This window comes from Jannaschia seohaensis (genome assembly GCF_900116765.1).
In the GTDB taxonomy this organism is placed as follows: Bacteria; Pseudomonadota; Alphaproteobacteria; order Rhodobacterales; family Rhodobacteraceae; genus Jannaschia; species Jannaschia seohaensis.
This window is the reverse complement of record NZ_UETC01000001.1, coordinates 676,476-694,023: the sequence shown is the minus strand read 5'-3', so window position 1 is coordinate 694,023 and position 17,548 is coordinate 676,476. Positions and strand designations below refer to the sequence as shown.

Below are 17,548 nucleotides of genomic sequence, written 5' to 3'. Positions count from 1 at the left end.
GGCGTCGCGCCCTAGGTGCACCTTATGATGCGACCGACCGACCTCCCCGCGACGATCCCCGTCTTTCCGTTGCCGGGCGCGTTGCTGCTGCCACGCGCCCGGTTGCCGCTCCACATCTTCGAGCCGCGCTACCTGCAGATGATCGACGATTGCCTCAAGACCGAGCATCGGCTGATCGGCATGGTGCAGCCTCGCGCTCAGGCCGGGAAGGATGGGCGAACGCTTCAGACCATCGGCTGCGCCGGGCGGCTCACGCAGCTCTCGGAGACCGAGGACGGGCGCTACATGATCACGCTCGCGGGCGTGTCGCGCTACCGGATCACGCGCGAAATCTCGGGCTTCACCCCCTATCTCAAGGCCGACGTGTCCTGGGACGGGTTCGAACGGGATCTGGGCAAACCCGAGGTGGACGAGGGCTTCGACCGGCCCGCCTTCCTCGACCTGCTCAGCCGCTATTTCGAGAGCCAGCATCTCTCCACCGACTGGGACAGCCTGCGCGACGCCGACGAAGAGCTGTTGCTCAACTCGCTGTCGATGCTCTGCCCCTTCGAGCAGGAGGAAAAGCAGGCCCTGCTCGAAGCGCCCAGCCTCGCGACCCGGCGCGAGACCGTCGTGACCCTGATGGAGATCGCGCTGCGCGGCGGCGCGGGCGAGGACAAGCTGCAATGACCCAGACACCCGAGCGCGAGCATGACCGCCGAATGCTGGAGGCGCTGGTCTGCCCCCAGACCCACGGCCCTCTGACCTGGGACGCGGAGCGGCACGAACTGGTCTCGAAATCGGCGGGCCTGGCCTATCCCATCCGGGGCGGCATCCCGATCATGCTGATCGACGAAGCCCGACGGCTGGACTGAGAGCGCGCGGCGGGTTCCGCCCCTCCTTCCGTGCCGAGCGGTCAGGCGCCCCCGCCCCGACTACGATGTTGCGAGCGATGGGCAGCCGCGGAACGCCCGAACGGGCGCGGCCGCGCCGTCCAGCGCGACGGGCACGGTCCGCCCCCCGGACATGGCCTGCGCCACGCCGTTGAATTCGAGGCCGTTCAGCACGTTGCCGAAGCCCCGATCCGTCACCGTGAGCGTGCGGCCATCGGGCGAGCGCACATGGCGGTCGGTGGTGATCGTCAAGGCCGCCCCGCCCTGAAAGGCGATGGCGAAGAGTGGCGCGGCCGGCCAGGTCCCCTCCGCCAGGGTCACCGAGATCGCGTATTCGGGCAGGCTGGGATCGTAGGTCACGACGACCTCCGCCGCCTCGCCCGCATGGCGGAGCGTGCAGACCGGCAAAGGCGAGAACTCCCAGGCGAGGGCCGGTCCGGGGATCAGAAGAAGGGCGGCGATCCAGCGCATTCTCGAATGGTAGGCGGCGGAGCCCCGGCAGCAAGACCGGCCCCGGCGACGGCTCCGCTCTTTCCGTCCCTGGCCCGTGTCGCAACGCGCCCGGCGGTCAATCGTCGTAGAGCCGATACTTCTCGTTGTCCTCGAACCATTTCGTGACCTGTTCGAGCGAGTAGTCCCGCCCGGTATGGTCGACATTCGCCTCGGCATAGGTCGGCAGACCATCGGTCGAGACGGCCTTTTCGGGCGCCCAGAGCCCCGAGCGGATGATCGCCTTGCCGCAATGGTAGAAGGCCTCTTCCACGCCGACGAGGACGGCCAGTTCCGGAACCCGGCCCTTGATCGCCATCCGCTCGCGCAGGGCGAGATCCCGAACGACGCGCGCGGTGCCGTTCACCCGCACCGTCTCGTTGCGATTGGGCACGAAGAACAACAGCCCGATCCGGCCCGTCTGCATGATGTTGAGAAAGCCGTCGAACCGGCGGTTGCCGGGCCGGTCCGGGATCGCGAGCGTCTTCTCGTCGATCACCTTCACGAACCCGGCCGGATCGCCCTTGGGCGAACAGTCCAGCCGCCCGTCCGCATCGGAGGTGGTCATGACAAGAAACGGAGAGCGCTCGATCCAGACCCGGCAATGCCGGTCGATATGGTCGATGATCTTTACGTCCTGCGTGCCGCTCGGCGGCTTCGGCACGATCGACCGGAGTTGTGCTTCGCTGGTGACGATTTCAGCGGGCTCATAAGGCATGGTGACGTCCCTGTCTCGCAGGCGCGTCGCGGGGAGCGGGGGTGGGCCGGTCGGCGCCGACTGAACTATGCGGCGGTGACTGACCCTGAGTCAACGTTTAGGGACGGCACCGCCCCTCTCCGCAGGGCGTGCCCGCCCGGATCGGGCCGTCTGCGAAAGGCGCGCCAGCCCGGCTCACAGGTCGAAGGTCGCCATCACCGGCGCGTGGTCCGAGGGCTTCTCCCAGCCGCGCACATCGCGCAGCACGCGGCTGGAATGGGCCGCGTTGGCGATATCCGGCGTGGCCCAGACATGGTCCAGGCGGCGGCCCTTGTCGGCAGCCGACCAGTCCTTCGCCCGGTAGGACCACCAGGAATAGAGCTGCCCCTCGGGGATGTCCTTGCGGGTGACATCCACCCAGCCGCCCGCCTCCTGCGTCTCGCCCAGGGCCGCGACCTCGACCGGCGTATGGGAGACGACCTTGAGCAGTTGCTTGTGCGACCAGACGTCGTCCTCCCTGGGCGCGATGTTGAGATCGCCGACCAGGATCGACCGCTTGGGCGGGTCGGCGTGGAAGGCGTCGCGCATGGAGGCGAGGTAATCGAGCTTCTGCCCGAACTTCTCGTTCACCTCCCGGTCGGGCACATCGCCGCCGGCCGGCACGTAGAAGTTATGGATTACCGTTCCATCCTCCAGCCGCGCGGCGACGTGGCGGGCATGGCCCAGCCCGGCATGGTCGTCGGACCCCGCCTCCTCCAGCGGGAGCTTCGACAGGATGGCGACGCCGTTATAGCCCTTCTGCCCGCGCGCTACCATGTGGCGGTAGCCGAGCGCGTCGAACCCCTCCCGCGGGATCAGGTCGACCGGCGCCTTGCATTCCTGAAGGCACAGGATGTCGGGGGCCGCCTCCTCCAGCAGGCGCCGCACCAGCGCCTCGCGCAGGCGGACGGAGTTGATGTTCCAGGTGGCGAGAGTGAAGGGCATGGCGGCTCCGGGTCGGGGTCGCCCGCTTTTGCCAGACCGGGCCGCGCGGGGCCAGCCGTTCAGGGCATGGGCGCGCCGCGCGCGGCCTCCAGCACCGCATACCAGAGCGGGCGGGGCACCGTGAGGTCCAGCGCGCGCGCCGCCGCCGCGACCCGCTCCACCCTGCCGGTGCCGAGCATCGGGACGATCCCCGCCGGATGCGCCCGCAGCCAGGCCAGTGCGGCCACCTCGCGGGGCAGACCGGCCTCGGCCCCGATCGCATCCAAAGCGGTCGCCACCGCGGCGCCCCGCGCCTCCGTCGGCGTCAACAGCGCCCCGCCGCCCAAAGGCGACTAGGCCATCGGCACGATCTCCCGCTCCTGGCACTGATCGAGCGTGCCATCGAACAGGGCGCCAATCGCAAGGGGCGAGACCTCCACCTGATTGGCGACAAGGGGCGCTTCCATGTGGTGCGCGAGGGCCGAGACCTGGGCGGGCGTGTGGTTCGAAACCCCGACCGCCCCCACCAGGCCGTCCGCGACCAGCCGGTCCAGTGCCTCGGCCACTTCGGCCGGGCCGGTCAAAACGTCGGGGCGATGGATCAGGAACAAGTCGATCCGGTCCGTGCCCATCCGCCGCAGCGACGCCTCGCAGGAGGCGCGCAGGGCTCCGGCCGACGAGTCGTAGGGCATCCCCGGCTCGATCCCCGCCTTGGTCACAAGCACGATCCGGTCGCGCATGCCGGGCGCCTCGGCGAAGGCCGCGCCCAAGCGCGACTCGACATCGCCAAAGCCCGGACCGCACGCGCCATAGATCGGCGCTGTATCGACCAAGGTCAGCCCCGCCTCCAACGTGGCCTCCAGCAGCGCACGCACTTGCGCCGGGGGGGCGCCGGCCAAACGCATCGTGCCAAAGGCTAGGGGCGCCGCATCGGGGAACGGGGCGGGCGATATCATGGGGGGTTCCTTACGTTCTCTCGCGGCGTCTTGGCTTCGGAACGGACCGCTGACCGAGCAGCGCCGCCCCACGCCATCGGCCGTCACGCGGCCGTCATCGCATGACGACGGGACATCGGGCCATGCCACCCCTATATGGACGCCACACCAGACAGGAGCCCCCATGCGCATCCTCGCCTCTCTTTTCCTCGCCCTCGCGACCCTGGCCTCGCCCGTGCAGGCAGAGATCCCGATCAGCGAGATCGCCCGCTATCTCAACAGCTTCCGCACCGCGCAGGCCGCCTTCACCCAGGTCAATTCGGACGGCACGATCTCGACCGGCGACCTCTCGCTGCGCCGGCCCGGGCGGGCGCGGTTCGACTACGACGCGCCCAACAAGTCGCTGGTCATCGCCGGCGGCGGGCAGGTCGCCGTGTTCGATCCGGTCTCCAATACCCCGCCCGAACAATATCCCCTGTCCCAGACGCCGCTGTCGCTGATCCTGGCGGAGCAGGTGGACCTGAACTCCGACATGGTGGTCCGCCACGGAGGCGACGCGACCCAGACGGCGATCACGCTCCAGGACCCGGAGAACCCGCAATACGGCAACATTCAACTGATCTTCACGCCCTCGCCCACGACGCTGCGGCAATGGGTCATCACCGATGACACCGGCACGCAGACGACCGTGATCCTGGGCGATATGGAGGCGGACGCGTCGCTGGCCTCGGGCCTGTTCAACATCCCGCTGGAGATGCAGCGGCGCGGCCTGTCGGAGTGACCTGCGCCCGGCGGTGAGGGGGCGGGGGGCGCTGCCCCCCGTCGGCCGGAGGCCGACTCCCCCCGGAGTATTTCCGGCCAGAAGAAGGACCGGCCTTTCTCGGTCAGGGCACCATGGCCTTGATGGCCGCGACGTGCTCCGGGGCGCCGACGGCCAGGGCGCGGGCAGCGGCCAGCGGGTCGGGCACAATGCGCTCGATTAGGCCGTAGGCCAGCGCCTCGGATGCATCGAGCCGGGCGCCCGCCGCCAGGATCAGCTTGGCGCGGGCCGGGCCGATCAGCGCGGCAAGGCGCGCAGGGTCCGAAGGCTGCGGCAGGAAGCCCAGCTTAGCCACCGGGTAGAAGAAGCTGGCCTGCGGCACGGCCAGGCGGATATCGCAGGCCAGCGCCATCCCGAAGGCGCCCCCGGCCAGCGTTCCGTTCAGCGCCGCCACCGTCAGGCACGGCGTCGCGGCGATGGCACCCGAGAGCCGCTCCCAGAGCGGGGAGGTGGCGAGACCGGCGCGGGCCTCTTCCAGGTCGGCGCCGGCGCTGAAGACCTTGTCCCCCGCTCCGGTCAGGATCAGCAGGCCGGTTTCGGGGCCGAGGCCCAGCACGTGGTCGCCCAAGGTCTCCAGCATCTCGCCGGTCAGCGAGTTGGCCTTGTCGGGCCGATCGATGGTGAGGACGGTCACCGCCCCGTCGCGGTCGGCGCGGATCATGCCGTCAGGCCGATCCGGGCGCGCAACCCCTCGTCGCGCAGGCTGAGTTCGGAGCCGCGCAGGTCGTCCGCCTCGGGGGAGCACATCCAGAGGAGCGCCTTGGCAGGCCATTCGGGCGGGATGTGATCCTCCCAGTCGAGTTGCGCCACCGGGCCCACGCCGGACGCCTTGATGTCGCGCTGCATCTGCGTGGCGACGGTCCCCGGCGACAGGCCCATGATGCGCAAGGTCTCGCCATGCTCCGCATGGGCGGAGTCGGTCAGCATCTTGGCTGCGGCCTTGGAGGTGCAATAGGCCGACCATCCCGGCAGGGGGCGATGGGCGGCGCCCGAGGAGATCGTGATGATGGTGCCGCCGCCCTGCGCCTCCATCACCGGGATCGCGGCGCGCATCCCGTGGTAGACGCCTTTGAGGTTCACATCGATCACGCGGGTCCAGCCTGCCGGATCGGTCTCGGCGATATCGCCGATCGGCTCGATGATGCCCGCGTTGCCGATCAGCACGTCGAGGCGGCCGAACGTGTCCAGCGTCGCTTGCACCGCGCGCGCCATCTCGGACCAACCGGCCACGTCGCAGGGGATGGCCAGGGCCCGATCCCCGATCTCGCCCGCGATATCGGCGATCTCCAGCGTAGAGCGCGCCACCAGCACCACATTCGCCCCCGCGGCGGCAAACGTCCGGGCGGCGGCCGCGCCGATCCCGCGGGAAGCCCCGGTGATGAGCACGGTCTTGGCGGTCATGTCGGTCATGAGTCCCTCCGGTTGACCCCGCCTCCAGGGGCGGGGATGGTGCGATCGAGCATTCGATACAGAAAGGTGCACCATGCCGAAACATGCGATTGCGGCCGGAGCGGCATTGGCGCTCTGCGCGGGCCCCGCCGCCGCCGAGTTGACGGCCCAGGGCGTCTGGAACGACTGGCAGCGCGTCTACAACGCGATGGGCAGCACCCTCTCGGCCGAGAGCGAGGACTATGCCGATGGCCGCCTGACCCTGACCGGCGTCACCACCACCGGAACGGTCGGCGGGTTCGAGACCATTAGCAGCTACGGCACGATCACGCTGATCGAGCAGTCGGACGGCACGCTGCGGCTCGATATTCCGGCGCGACTGGAGATCGTGACCGAAACGACCGGATTGGGCGCCCCCCAGATCCAGACCGTCGTGATGGAGAGCGAGGGGCTCGACGCTTTCATCCGCGAGGACGGCCCGGCGCGCGTCTACGACATCGACGCCGCGCGGCTCGTCTACAGCTTTTCCGACGACAGCGGCGAAATGCCCGTTACCGCCGTCGTGACGATGACCGGAACCGAGAGCCTCTATACGAGCACCACGGTCGGCGATCTGTTGAACCTCGACCAGGATGTCTCCGCCTCCGAGATGACGCTCGCCGTCAGCGGCGCCGAAGGAACCGGCGACGTATTCGACATGTCCTATGCGCTGACCGGGCTGGCGATGGACGTGACCGGGACGATCGACCTGAGCGCCGCGCCGCAATCCACATCGCTTTCGGAGATGGGACTCGATTTCACCGGCGCCGCGACCCACTCGGGCAGCACGCTGTCCCTGGACGTCGAATCGAGCGACACCGGACCGTTCGCCTTGACCGGAACCTCCGCTGCCGGGCGGTTCGGCTTTAGCCTAGGCGCGGACAGTATCGGATACGAGATCTCCTCGACCGAGGCGACGGTGAGCGTCCAGCCCGCGGCCTTTCCTGTCCCGATCCAGGGCAGCCTAGCTGAATTGTCCACGGGCTTCCGCTTGCCGGTCGGCGTGTCGGAGACACCGAAGCCGTTCGGCCTCGCGCTGACGCTGCGCGATCTGGTGGTGGACGATGCCATCTGGGGCCTCTTCGATCCGACCGGGCAACTGCCGCGCGAGCCGGCCACGGTGGCGTTGGACCTCGAAGGGACGGCGGTGATGAGCACCGATATCTTCGGCGACCCCGAGGCGATGGCGGGCCTGTCCGGCCCTCCGGGCGAGCTAAAGTCGATGGAGCTTGCGGAGCTCCTGGTCTCGCTCGCCGGGGCCGAATTGACCGGAGCGGGGGCCCTGGAATTCCCCAATCCGGGCCCGATCCCGCAGCCCGTGGGCACAGTCACCCTGGCGCTCAATGGCGGGCTGGCTTTGGTCGACCGTCTCGTGGCCTTGGGCTTTGTGCCGCCGCAGCAGGCCGCCATGGCCAAGGGCATGGCCGGCATGGTGGCCGAGACCGTGGGCGAAGACCAGCTCCGCAGCGTGATCGAATTCACGCCCTCCGGCGCGATCACCGCCAACGGGATGCCGCTCCGCTAAGAGCCGTGGGGCGCGCGGACGGTCTACCCACGCGCCCGCAGGACCAGACGCGGCGTCATCGCGCACCGCATTCCCCGCCGCCGAGGTCGAACCGATCTCCCTGACGGCGCGGGCCAACGGGCCGCTTCCGTGCCGCACGATCTTGTCCGGGCATGGAGCGGGCCTGCGAGCGCCGGAAGGCAAAGACGCCGGCGTCTCCCGCCCGGGACGGGTAAGCAACGACCACCCCTTCCGAGATCGATCCACGGATTCGGATTGGCCCGCCTCATTACGACGGCCCTCTGGCGGATCCCTCTCGAAACGGCGGAAAATCTTGCACAGGTCAGACGGATGGCGCCCGATCATTCCCCGCTTCCGGCCCTCTTCCCGGAACTGCGGCCACCGGTGCCACCGCCGCGCTCGAGGCCAAGCCGAGCCGAGTAGGCGCACCGCCTCGCGCCACGGCGCGTCGGTCGTCAACTGCGCTCGAAAGGGGTCCCTTCGTTAACCTTTGCCTGTCCCGCAGCGCGCACCGTCAGCGGACGCGAGCGCCTCGCGTTTCCAACCGATCGGGTGGTTCCGGCCTCCGATTGTTTCGCCCTTGCATACAATACTATAATCCAGAGCGAGGCGAATCAGCCCCCAAAGCCAGCATGGCGCAGGCCACCTTCGGGCCACCACCTTTAAAACTATGCATAGAAAGGTTTTTTTGACCGCAACATTCTCTTGCACGAAAATTGTACAAAGAAGTGGACATCCGCCACAAAAACATGAAGGTTAACGATGTGTTAAAGTTTTGACACATTTTGGTTTGGCAGGTCAGAGGGTCTCCCCAAGAGTCTTGCGTTTGAACGAGTACCCGGGATCCCCGCAACGGTTAAGGAATCCAGACGAGCTCACTTGATTTCAATCGGGACCGAGCCGGTCCCGTTGCAGGAGGGCGAACCTTGGATACCATCACTTTCACGCTCGATGGGGCCTCCACCGGCAACCCCGTCGGAACGGAAATTACGCTCACGGAACTCGCCAACGGCGAGATCCTGATAACGTTCAAGCAATTCGCAACGAACGGCACAGACCTCGGCGACTATCAGGCCTTCTGGTTTGACGTGGCGGACGAGTCACTCATCGGATCGCTCACCATCACGCCGGAGGCAACCAGCGCCGGTTTCACCCCGGACATCTCCGTTCCCGAGTATGGCGATGACAGCGTCACGGACCTCACCGACGGCAACATCTCGGCCAACCTGAGCGGTGTCGGCTATGGCGACGATGACGGCTTCGACTACGGCTTTCTCGTCACCTCCGCCCCGCCCGACAGTGAGGGCGAAGACGACTATGGCACGCTCAGCTTCGTCATCAGCAGCAGCGACCGCGCCCTGACACTCGAGGATTTTGCGGATTCCTATTTCGGCGTCCGCATTCGGTCGGTCGGCCCCGACACGGACGGCGATGGCGACGGTGACGGCGGCGGATCCTTCAAGCAGATCGGGGTCTCGCCCGATATCATCACCATCTCCGGCACCAAGTACGAGGACATCACCGGCGACGGCATCGACGGGAACGATGGCACGCTCGACGGTGTCACGATCTTCATCGACGAGGATGGCGACGGCACCCTGGACGCCGGCGAACGCTCCACCGTGACCGACGCAAACGGAGACTGGTCCTTCACCCTCACCGATGAGGATTACGACTTCTCCGATCCGAACGTGCGGGTCTTCGAGATGCTGCCGAGCGGCTACACCCAGACCGTAGGCGGAGCCGGCTACGACCTGGACGGCACTGACCAGAGCGGACTTAACTTCGCCAATTTCGCGTTCTTCTCGATCTCGGGGGCGAAGTTCACGGATCTGGACGGGGACGGCAACTATACCGACGGCGTCGCGGGCTGGAGCATGACGCTGTGGAAGGATGACGGCGACGGCGTCTTCGAGGCCAACGAGGACTCGAACGAGGGCTCGACCCTGACGGTCGCCGGCGGCGCCTACAGCTTCGAGAACCTCGGGCCGGGCACCTATTTCGTGACCGAAGAGGACAAGGACGGCTGGGAGGTCGTGACCGGCCCGGTCTCCGGACCCATCGCCGCCACCAGCGGCGGGTCCAGCACGGGCAACGATTTCGAGAACTTCCAGGAGTTCTCGATCTCCGGCACCAAGTACGAGGACATCGACGGCGACGGCCTCGGCGGCGACGATGTGGCCTGGGACGCCTCCGCGCTCGGCGCGGTCACTATCTACGTCGAACTCGACGACGTGGAGGGGCTCACCGCGGGCGACGTCAGCGCCGATGTGGGCAATGACGGCACCTGGTCCATCTCCGGCCTCGGCCTCGACGCCGTGGGCGCCGAGATCTTCGAGATCTTGCCCGACGGCACCACCGAGACCACCGGCCTCGTCAACACCGTCGACAACCCCGGCTCCGGCGGCACCGACAGCGGCAACGACTTCGCCAACTTCCGCGACTTCTCGATCTCGGGGGCGAAGTTCACGGATCTGGACGGGGACGGCAACTATACCGACGGCGTCGCGGGCTGGAGCATGACGCTGTGGAAGGATGACGGCGACGGCGTCTTCGAGGCCAACGAGGACTCGAACGAGGGCTCGACCCTGACGGTCGCCGGCGGCGCCTACAGCTTCGAGAACCTCGGGCCGGGCACCTATTTCGTGACCGAAGAGGACAAGGACGGCTGGGAGGTCGTGACCGGCCCGGTCTCCGGACCCATCGCCGCCACCAGCGGCGGGTCCAGCACGGGCAACGATTTCGAGAACTTCCAGGAGTTCTCGATCTCCGGCACCAAGTACGAGGACATCGACGGCGACGGCCTCGGCGGCGACGATGTGGCCTGGGACGCCTCCGCGCTCGGCGCGGTCACTATCTACGTCGAACTCGACGACGTGGAGGGGCTCACCGCGGGCGACGTCAGCGCCGATGTGGGCAATGACGGCACCTGGTCCATCTCCGGCCTCGGCCTCGACGCCGTGGGCGCCGAGATCTTCGAGATCTTGCCCGACGGCACCACCGAGACCACCGGCCTCGTCAACACCGTCGACAACCCCGGCTCCGGCGGCACCGACAGCGGCAACGACTTCGCCAACTTCCGCGACTTCTCGATCTCGGGCACCAAGTATGACGACGTGAACGGCGACGGCCTCGGCGGCGGCGACGATGTGGCCTGGGACGCCTCCGCGCTCGGCGCGGTCACTATCTTCATCGACGTCAACGGCAACGGCGATAATGACGACGGTTACTCGACCACGGTCGGCAATGACGGCAGCTGGTCGATCTCCGGGGTCGGCCTCGACGCCGTGGACGCCGACATTCTGGAAATCCTACCCGACGGCACCACCGAGACAACCGGAACCGTCAACACCGTCGACAACCCCGGCTCCGGCGGCGAGGATACCAACAACGACTTCGCCAACTTCCGGCTCCTCAACCTGTCGGGCATCAAGTTCACCGACCGCTACGGCAATGGCGACATGGCCGACTGGACGGCCGGATCGAGCCAGAGCTTCTCCATCGGGATCTATGCTTGGGACGACGCGTCCGGCAACGGGGACGGCTTGGTGGACGCGGGCGAGTTGACCGCGGTTGCCGAGGCGTCCACCGACCCGGCCAACGGAAACTGGTCGGCCGCGGTCGGTCCGCTGGATGCGGGCGAGAAGTACTATGTCCAGGAAGTGTCAGAGGGAGGCTGGCTCCAGACCGGCGGTCTGGACGGCTACGTGATCGATCCGACCTCCGGCAACGACAATGCCAACCTCGACTTCGCCAATTTTGAGCTCTTCGACATCTCGGGCCATAAGTGGAACGATCTCAACGGAGACGGGGTCTGGAACGGCGGTGAACCGGGGATCCTGGGCTGGACGATCACGCTCACCGACGAGGACGGCAACACCGTTTCGCAGCAGACCGGCGCTGACGGCTCCTACAGCTTCACCGACCTGATGCCGGGCACCTATACCATCGAGGAGGTGCAGCGGGAGGGCTGGACCAACACCTATGACGGCAGCACGACCGTCGTCGGCGAGAGCGGGGCAAGCTTCGAGGGCCGCTTCGAGCAGACCGAGGTGCTGAACTTCGGCAACTGGGACGGCGATGCGCCGGGCGTTCGCACACCGGGCTACTGGGGATCGAAATGGGGCTCGCAGTTCTGGGACGCTATCCAGGACAACGAGCGGCATGCCGACAAGGAAAACACCCCCGATGGCGAGCTTCTCAGCGAAGAGATCCTCGTGCTCGGCGTACCGGGCGGCACCCAGATCGCACTCGAACTGGAGCTCGCCAAGCTGCTGATCGACGCGAACAACAAGCAGGTTCAGGACGGCAACTGGCTGCTCGGCCGGGACGCGGTCGCCACTACGCTCAACTTCCTGGCTGGAAACCCAGGCGGGTCGCTGACGAACGACGACGATCCGAACGATCCCTGTGACGACGAGCCGGTCGACATCCTCGACGAGGCAGTCACTTGGCTCTTCAACAATCTGGATGCCGTGGGCGCGTTCGACGGGGACGGCATTGTCAGCAAGCAGGATGCCAAGGCCCTCATGCACGCGCCGGTCGCGATGTCCTCGGATGAGTGGCAGGCGCCTCAGCCCGGAATCGAGCATGCCGCCGCGCAGCTTCATGACTGGCTCGACGAGTACAACAACACGGGTGGGCTGACCTGCAACGGGATCACGACCACCTGGGCGACCGACGCGGACAGCTTCGACTTCGTCTGACCCGACGCCATGAGAACCGTCCGGGCCGTTCCAAGGGGCGGCCCGGACCCCTGCCTCCTGGGCCGAGACGATTCGCGGCCCGCGCCGGACCGATGGAGGGCAGCTCCAGTCGATCCTTTCCCGCGGCGCATCTTCGCTGGCTCAGAGAGGTTGAGCGGGCCTGACTTGCCTCCCCATTTCAGGCGCGTTTGCTGGCCTTTGTCCTCGACGAGGCTCCGGTCGAAGGTCGCACGACGGCCGATCTTTTTTCACGACACCAGGACCGGATCTCGGTCATGGCCAGCGCGTTCTCCGGAGCGTAGGTGGCTCCCCTCCCCCTCGGTTTTACGAAAAACTACGGGATTTTGCGTGTGTTGATCGCGTCGGCCGGCTCCGGCGTCAGTTACCTGGGACGGCTATCGGGCACCCGCGCGACGCCTTGGGACAACAGCCACTGCCCTTCGCGTTACGACCCGCGACTCGCGTTCACTAATCGAAATGAGGGAAATTTGGTGGAGCCTAGGGGAGTCGAACCCCTGACCTCTTGCATGCCATGCAAGCGCTCTACCAACTGAGCTAAGGCCCCTTCCGTGGGCTGCCTCCTAATCCGGCAACCGAGGGGGCGCAAGCGGAAAAACCCGCCCGCGCGCCCTGGAAATCAGTCGTCGTCTTTCTCGCCATCGACATCGGCGATGTCTTCCAGCGAGACGGTGTCGTCCTCGTCATCGTCGAGCACGTCGTCATCGGTATCGGCGGCGTCATCGTCATCGATGTCGTCGTCGTCGAGCAGCAGATCGTCCTCGTCGGCATCGGCCTTCTTAGCGTCCACGTCGTCCTTATCGGCCACCAGAACGCGGGTCTTGGCACCCGTGTCGACGGTGACGACCTCCCCGGTATAGGGGCTGATGATGGGATCTCGGTTGAGGTCGTAGAAGCGCTTGCCGGTCGTCGGACAGACCCGCTTGACGCCCCATTCTTCCTTGGGCATGTCGCATCCTTCGTATCGGTCCGGCGGACTACGCCGGTCGGGGGAATAGGCTGCCATGCCACAGCCCCCTGGCCCTGGCAACCCCGGCGCGTGCAGCCACGGCGGAGACCCGTCCATGACCCACTCCATCGACCTGCCCGGTCTGCCCGCCATCGCCGTGCGCCGTTCGGCCCGGGCGCGGCGGCTGTCGCTGAAGGTCGGACGCACGGATGGGGCGGTGACATTGACCCTGCCCGCGCGCACGCCGATGGCGGAGGGGCGGGCCTTCGCCGAGACCCAAGCCGGCTGGATCGCCCGCCAGGTCGCCGCCGCCCCCACGGCGCGCCGGGCGCGCGTGGGCGCGACGCTGCCGGTGATGGGGCGCGAGGTTCCAGTCGAGGCGGGGCCGGGCCGCGCCGCGCGCTGGACCGGGGCAGGGGTCCGAGTGCCCGACGATGCGCGCGCCGGCATCCGGATCCAGGCCCTGCTGCGCGAGATGGCGCGCACCCACCTGACCGAGGCGGTCGATCGCCATGCCTCCGCCCTAGGCCGGGCGCCGGGCCGTATTACGCTGCGCGACACCCGCTCCCGCTGGGGCTCCTGCACGTCGCGCGGGGATCTGATGTTTTCCTGGCGGCTGATCATGGCGCCACCGGATGTGCTTGATTACGTCGCCGCCCATGAGGTCGCGCATCTCGCGCATATGGACCACTCGCCGCGCTTCTGGGCGCAGGTCTCTATCCTCTTCCCCGACTGGAAGCCGCGGCGCGACTGGCTACGGCGCGAGGGGGCGGCGCTGCACGCGATTCGCTTCGATGCGGGGCCGGGCGGAGCAGGCCCGAGTCGGGCCGACGACGCCCCCGCTTGACCCCGCCTCCGCGCCGGCCAAACTGCGTCCATGTTGCTCAACCCCCTCCCTGACGGCGCCGGCGCCGCCCATGACCGGCTCTACCGCTCGCTCCGGACCCGCATCATGCACGGGGAGCTGCCGCCCGGCACGCCGCTGACCCTCCGCGGCATCGGCCGCGACTACGGCGTCTCGGTCACGCCCGTGCGCGAGGCGCTGCGGCGGCTGGTCGCCGAAGGCGCGCTCTCCCTCTCGGCGTCGGGGCGCATCACCACGCCGCTGCTCTCCAATGAGCGCATCGAGGAACTGGCCGCGCTCCGCTCCCTGCTGGAGCCGGAACTTGCCGTGCGTGCCCTGCCCCGCGCCCATTTCGCGCTGATCGAACGGATGGAGAAGATCAACATCGCCATCGCCGAGCAGGTCGCCAAGCAGGACGCCTCCGGCTACATCCGCACCAATCTGGAGTTCCACCGCACGCTCTACCTGCGCGCCCAGGCTCCGGCGATGCTGGCGATGGCCGAGACGGTCTGGCTTCAACTCGGTCCCACCATGCGCAGCCTCTACGGCCGGCTGGGGCGCACCGGCGTCCCCCGCAACCATCGCTTGATCGTCGCCGCGCTGCGGGCCGGGGACGAGCCGGGGCTGCGGGTCGCGCTGCGCGCGGATGTCACGCAGGGGCTACGCCTGCTCGCCGCCTGAGCACACGGGACCGCGCGGCCCAGGCCTCGGCCCGCGCCAGACCGAGCCCCCGCGCCAGATCGGCACAAAACCGGCTCTCCGCCATGCTGAGCCGCCCGTCGGCCATCACGACGCTCAAGACGCCCTCCAGCAGCATCGTCTTCTGCCGCGCCGAGAGCCCGACGCCGAATCGGTGGTGATCCCCCGCCTTTTGCAGCCGGTCCGCGCGCGCGATCACGGCCTCGATATGAGCCGTCGTATAGTCCATCCCCGTCAACTCGCACGCGAGGTCGCGGATATGCTCCACGGCATCGGGGCCGGACCTGTCGCTCGCGGCCGCGGCATGGCACATCGCGTCGATCATCCGAAAGACCGGGCCGTCGCGCAGCCCCAGGATCTCCATCCGCACCAGCCGGATTCGCCAGCGCATCACGGCGAGCCCCACCGAGGCGAGACAGACGGCCAACAGGGCCAACAGGCCCAGATGACCCCGAACCGTCTCGCCGAGCGAGAGCCGGGGCGCATCGGGCACCCAGGCCTCCACATGCCCCTCGGCTCGCAGAGTTGCCACGGGCACGGTCAGGGCCCAGCTCTGCCCGCCTTCGCAGCGCGTATCCGACAGAGCATAGCCAAGCGCCGCCCTGCGGTAGGGCACCAGGCCGATCCGCCGCGTCTCGACGACCCGGCACAGCGACAGGTCAGGCACCTCCGATAGATGCACCACCTCGCGCAGCTCGGTCGTGACCCGGTCGGACAGGAGCGTCGGCGCGGGCGAGGTCGGAAGCAGCAGCAGAGCCGCGGCCATCGCGGCAAACGGGTTCGTCTGCATCATTGCGGGATCAACTTTCCAAGATAGCGCAGGTCTTCCCGGCCCAGCCGCAATCCGCGCGACAGCGACTTCAGCATGGACCGGTCGCCCGGCGTGAGCGGCCCGTCCTCCAGCAACACCGACAGCGCGGCGTTGAACACGACCATCCGCTCGCCCCGGGTCATGCCGTCCCGCAGATGCCAGAACGATCCCGGGCCGATCAGCCGGTCGGCGCGCAGCGCCGCCTCGCGGATATGGGCCTCGCTATAGTCCATCTCGGTGGTCGCCCGGGCGATTTGCAGCGCCCGCTCCAACCGCTTTTCATCGATCTCGTTGCCACGCCAGACGCAGTGCACCATCGCGTCCACCACGTTGAACCGCGGCCCCTCGGGCAGGCCCAACACCTCGCGCCGCAATTCCCGCCGCTGCGCCCGGGTCAGGCGCAGCACGATCAGGGTGACCGCGGTGAGCGTCAGGATGGCACCGAAGACCGCAGTCAGGCTGTAATCGGCAAAGGCATCCACCGCGCGCTGGGGCAGGAAGCCGCGATCGACCTGCGGCTGGTTCGCTTCGACGCCCGCGCCAATTGTCGTCCACGCAGCCACCAGAGCCAGACCCAGCAAAGGAAGATGTTTGCTCGAAGGCTCCATCGGCGATTCCCGTCCCGTCTCGCGGCCTCGGCGCCGCCCCTCCTTCTGATCAAGGGAACGGGGCGAGAGTGCGGAGCGGTCAGGATAGTTCCAGGCACAGGTTCGAAGGATGATGGCGAAATCCCGGCCCGCACCGGACCGAAGGCCGGGCGCTCGCGGAGCATTCGACGAGAATGCGCGGGATCAGGGCCGGGGCGTCCCGCCCTTGAGCACAGTGACCATCCTGCCCGCGTCAATGTTTCCACCGCACAGGATCACGGCCACCTCGCGCCCGGCCATCCGCTCCTTTTCCTTCAGGAGCCCCGCCAGCGGCGCGGCCCCGGCCCCCTCCGCGGCATTATGAGTCGCGGTCCAGAACAGACGAATCGCCTCGGCGATCAGATCGTCGGAAACATCGATGATCCGCGCGGCCCCGGGCCCATAGATGTCGAGCGCCGCCTGCACCGGCACCCGCACCGCCATCCCATCGGCGAAGGTCGCCGCGGAGTTCGTCTCGACCAGCCGCCCCGCCTCGACCGAGAGTTGGGCACAGCGGGCGTTCTCGGACACGACGCCCACGATCTCCGCCCGGTGGCCCAGCGCGTCCCGCGCCGCGATGCAGCCGCAGATGCCCGAGCCGCAGCCGATCGGGACGTAAAGCGTCTCGATCCCCGGCTCTGCGCTCAATAGCTCCCAGGCATAGGTCGCAACGCCGCGCACCAGTTCCCGGTGGAAGGGCGGAACGATGGTCAAGCCCTCGGCCTCGGCCACGCGAAAGGCCTCCTCCCGGGCGGTGTCGAAATCCTGCCCATGGACGCGCAACTCCGCCCCCCAGGCGCGCATGGCGTCGTTCTTCTCGGGCGAGTTCCCCTCGGGCACATAGACAACTGCGCGCAGCCCCGCGGCCACGGCGGCGCGCGCCTGGCTCTGCCCGTGATTGCCCCGCGTTGCGGTGATGATCCCACGCGACTCGGGCTGCGTCCGCCGCAACCAGTCGACGAAGGTCACCCCGCCCCGCACCTTGAACGCGCCGGTGGGGTTGTGGTTCTCGTGCTTGACCACCACCCGCGCCCCCGTCGCCTCGTCCAGCAGCGGCCAACGCAGCTGCGGCGACGGCGGTACCTGGTTGTGGACCAGCGCGGCGGCGGCTTCCAACTCGTCGGATGAAAACATCGGGCCCCTCCTTCTTCCCTGCATAAATATCC

At 68.0% G+C, this 17,548-nt stretch carries 18 protein-coding genes and 1 tRNA gene; 7 read left to right on the top strand and 12 right to left on the bottom strand.

The features are described from left to right. Positions 1-24: 24 nt before the first annotated feature. On the top strand, positions 25-669 hold the full coding sequence (locus DTQ71_RS03270) for an LON peptidase substrate-binding domain-containing protein (RefSeq protein WP_109562835.1): 645 nt from the start codon (positions 25-27) through the stop codon (positions 667-669). Further along, the gene (locus DTQ71_RS03265; RefSeq protein WP_109562834.1) at positions 666-854 is read left to right on the top strand and encodes a Trm112 family protein; all 189 of its coding nucleotides are present in this window, start codon (positions 666-668) and stop codon (positions 852-854) included. Before DTQ71_RS03270 ends, DTQ71_RS03265 begins: the two co-directional genes overlap by 4 nt. A 60-nt stretch (positions 855-914) precedes the next feature. Here the strand turns inward: DTQ71_RS03265 and DTQ71_RS03260 are convergent, their stop codons facing one another. The 5 genes from DTQ71_RS03260 to DTQ71_RS03245 all read right to left on the bottom strand — a co-directional run bounded on the left by DTQ71_RS03260 (position 915) and on the right by DTQ71_RS03245 (position 3,977). After that, entirely contained in the window at positions 915-1,343 is a 429-nt protein-coding gene (locus DTQ71_RS03260; RefSeq protein ID WP_109562833.1) for an excinuclease ABC subunit B, read from the bottom strand. A gap of 97 nt (positions 1,344-1,440) precedes the next feature. After that, positions 1,441-2,079 carry a pyridoxamine 5'-phosphate oxidase family protein gene (locus tag DTQ71_RS03255; RefSeq protein ID WP_109562832.1) on the bottom strand — a complete coding sequence of 213 codons (639 nt, stop codon included), beginning with the start codon at positions 2,077-2,079 and terminating at the stop codon, positions 1,441-1,443. Positions 2,080-2,253: 174 nt separating this feature from the next. Continuing rightward, complete coding sequence (locus tag DTQ71_RS03250; RefSeq protein WP_109562831.1) at positions 2,254-3,042, bottom strand: exodeoxyribonuclease III; 789 nt, start codon at positions 3,040-3,042, stop codon at positions 2,254-2,256. Between the two features lie 59 nt (positions 3,043-3,101). Beyond that, positions 3,102-3,320 carry an aldo-keto reductase family protein gene (locus tag DTQ71_RS23810; protein ID WP_211317099.1) on the bottom strand — a complete coding sequence of 73 codons (219 nt, stop codon included), beginning with the start codon at positions 3,318-3,320 and terminating at the stop codon, positions 3,102-3,104. A 54-nt stretch (positions 3,321-3,374) separates the two neighbouring features. Continuing rightward, positions 3,375-3,977 carry an aldo/keto reductase gene (locus DTQ71_RS03245; protein WP_211317098.1) on the bottom strand — a complete coding sequence of 201 codons (603 nt, stop codon included), beginning with the start codon at positions 3,975-3,977 and terminating at the stop codon, positions 3,375-3,377. Positions 3,978-4,140: 163 nt separating this feature from the next. Between DTQ71_RS03245 and DTQ71_RS03240 the strand changes: the two genes are divergently transcribed. Next, positions 4,141-4,737: a LolA family protein gene (locus tag DTQ71_RS03240; RefSeq protein WP_109562830.1), complete on the top strand. Its 597-nt coding sequence runs from the start codon at positions 4,141-4,143 to the stop codon at positions 4,735-4,737. A gap of 103 nt (positions 4,738-4,840) precedes the next feature. Here the strand turns inward: DTQ71_RS03240 and DTQ71_RS03235 are convergent, their stop codons facing one another. Both DTQ71_RS03235 and DTQ71_RS03230 read right to left on the bottom strand, forming a co-directional pair. Then, complete coding sequence (locus DTQ71_RS03235) at positions 4,841-5,437, bottom strand: enoyl-CoA hydratase/isomerase family protein (RefSeq protein WP_109562829.1); 597 nt, start codon at positions 5,435-5,437, stop codon at positions 4,841-4,843. Further along, positions 5,434-6,186 (bottom strand): SDR family oxidoreductase, encoded by a 753-nt coding sequence (locus DTQ71_RS03230; protein WP_109562828.1) that lies wholly within the window; start codon positions 6,184-6,186, stop codon positions 5,434-5,436. Before DTQ71_RS03230 ends, DTQ71_RS03235 begins: the two co-directional genes overlap by 4 nt. A 73-nt stretch (positions 6,187-6,259) precedes the next feature. Between DTQ71_RS03230 and DTQ71_RS03225 the strand changes: the two genes are divergently transcribed. Next, positions 6,260-7,729: a DUF2125 domain-containing protein gene (locus DTQ71_RS03225; protein ID WP_109562827.1), complete on the top strand. Its 1,470-nt coding sequence runs from the start codon at positions 6,260-6,262 to the stop codon at positions 7,727-7,729. Positions 7,730-8,655: 926 nt separating this feature from the next. Next, positions 8,656-12,435, top strand: a complete 3,780-nt coding sequence (locus DTQ71_RS03220; RefSeq protein WP_109562826.1) for an SdrD B-like domain-containing protein — start codon at positions 8,656-8,658, stop codon at positions 12,433-12,435. A gap of 489 nt (positions 12,436-12,924) precedes the next feature. Here DTQ71_RS03220 and DTQ71_RS03215 read toward each other — a convergent pair. Next, positions 12,925-13,000: transfer RNA gene (locus tag DTQ71_RS03215), tRNA-Ala, on the bottom strand. Positions 13,001-13,072: 72 nt separating this feature from the next. Next, on the bottom strand, positions 13,073-13,402 hold the full coding sequence (locus DTQ71_RS03210) for a TIGR02300 family protein (RefSeq protein WP_109562825.1): 330 nt from the start codon (positions 13,400-13,402) through the stop codon (positions 13,073-13,075). 115 nt (positions 13,403-13,517) lie between these two features. On the opposite strand from DTQ71_RS03210, the gene DTQ71_RS03205 reads away from it, so the two are divergent. Next, positions 13,518-14,249 (top strand): M48 family metallopeptidase, encoded by a 732-nt coding sequence (locus DTQ71_RS03205; RefSeq protein ID WP_109562824.1) that lies wholly within the window; start codon positions 13,518-13,520, stop codon positions 14,247-14,249. A gap of 30 nt (positions 14,250-14,279) precedes the next feature. Next, on the top strand, positions 14,280-14,927 hold the full coding sequence (locus DTQ71_RS03200; protein WP_109562823.1) for a GntR family transcriptional regulator: 648 nt from the start codon (positions 14,280-14,282) through the stop codon (positions 14,925-14,927). On the opposite strand, the gene DTQ71_RS03195 is transcribed toward DTQ71_RS03200, so the two are convergent. From DTQ71_RS03195 to DTQ71_RS03185, 3 genes are all read right to left on the bottom strand, one after another. Further along, the gene (locus DTQ71_RS03195) at positions 14,896-15,738 is read right to left on the bottom strand and encodes a TerB family tellurite resistance protein (RefSeq protein ID WP_109562822.1); all 843 of its coding nucleotides are present in this window, start codon (positions 15,736-15,738) and stop codon (positions 14,896-14,898) included. The genes DTQ71_RS03200 and DTQ71_RS03195 overlap by 32 nt on opposite strands. Continuing rightward, positions 15,735-16,319: a hypothetical protein gene (locus DTQ71_RS03190; RefSeq protein ID WP_146204792.1), complete on the bottom strand. Its 585-nt coding sequence runs from the start codon at positions 16,317-16,319 to the stop codon at positions 15,735-15,737. The genes DTQ71_RS03195 and DTQ71_RS03190 overlap by 4 nt, the downstream gene beginning before the upstream one ends. Before the next feature lie 228 nt (positions 16,320-16,547). Continuing rightward, on the bottom strand, positions 16,548-17,516 hold the full coding sequence (locus DTQ71_RS03185) for a threonine dehydratase (protein WP_109562820.1): 969 nt from the start codon (positions 17,514-17,516) through the stop codon (positions 16,548-16,550). Between the last annotated feature and the right edge of the window lie 32 nt (positions 17,517-17,548).

Bases quoted from the DNA above. Each gene is read 5' to 3' on its own strand.
- DTQ71_RS03270 (WP_109562835.1), top strand. From the start codon at position 25: ATGATGCGACCGACCGACCTCCCCGCGACGATCCCCGTCTTTCCGTTG.
- DTQ71_RS03265 (WP_109562834.1), top strand. From the start codon at position 666: ATGACCCAGACACCCGAGCGCGAGCATGACCGCCGAATGCTGGAGGCG.
- DTQ71_RS03260 (WP_109562833.1), bottom strand. From the start codon at position 1,343: ATGCGCTGGATCGCCGCCCTTCTTCTGATCCCCGGACCGGCCCTCGCC.
- DTQ71_RS03255 (WP_109562832.1), bottom strand. From the start codon at position 2,079: ATGCCTTATGAGCCCGCTGAAATCGTCACCAGCGAAGCACAACTCCGG.
- DTQ71_RS03250 (WP_109562831.1), bottom strand. From the start codon at position 3,042: ATGCCCTTCACTCTCGCCACCTGGAACATCAACTCCGTCCGCCTGCGC.
- DTQ71_RS03245 (WP_211317098.1), bottom strand. From the start codon at position 3,977: ATGATATCGCCCGCCCCGTTCCCCGATGCGGCGCCCCTAGCCTTTGGC.
- DTQ71_RS03240 (WP_109562830.1), top strand. From the start codon at position 4,141: ATGCGCATCCTCGCCTCTCTTTTCCTCGCCCTCGCGACCCTGGCCTCG.
- DTQ71_RS03235 (WP_109562829.1), bottom strand. From the start codon at position 5,437: ATGATCCGCGCCGACCGCGACGGGGCGGTGACCGTCCTCACCATCGAT.
- DTQ71_RS03230 (WP_109562828.1), bottom strand. From the start codon at position 6,186: ATGACCGACATGACCGCCAAGACCGTGCTCATCACCGGGGCTTCCCGC.
- DTQ71_RS03225 (WP_109562827.1), top strand. From the start codon at position 6,260: ATGCCGAAACATGCGATTGCGGCCGGAGCGGCATTGGCGCTCTGCGCG.
- DTQ71_RS03210 (WP_109562825.1), bottom strand. From the start codon at position 13,402: ATGCCCAAGGAAGAATGGGGCGTCAAGCGGGTCTGTCCGACGACCGGC.
- DTQ71_RS03205 (WP_109562824.1), top strand. From the start codon at position 13,518: ATGACCCACTCCATCGACCTGCCCGGTCTGCCCGCCATCGCCGTGCGC.
- DTQ71_RS03200 (WP_109562823.1), top strand. From the start codon at position 14,280: ATGTTGCTCAACCCCCTCCCTGACGGCGCCGGCGCCGCCCATGACCGG.
- DTQ71_RS03195 (WP_109562822.1), bottom strand. From the start codon at position 15,738: ATGATGCAGACGAACCCGTTTGCCGCGATGGCCGCGGCTCTGCTGCTG.
- DTQ71_RS03185 (WP_109562820.1), bottom strand. From the start codon at position 17,516: ATGTTTTCATCCGACGAGTTGGAAGCCGCCGCCGCGCTGGTCCACAAC.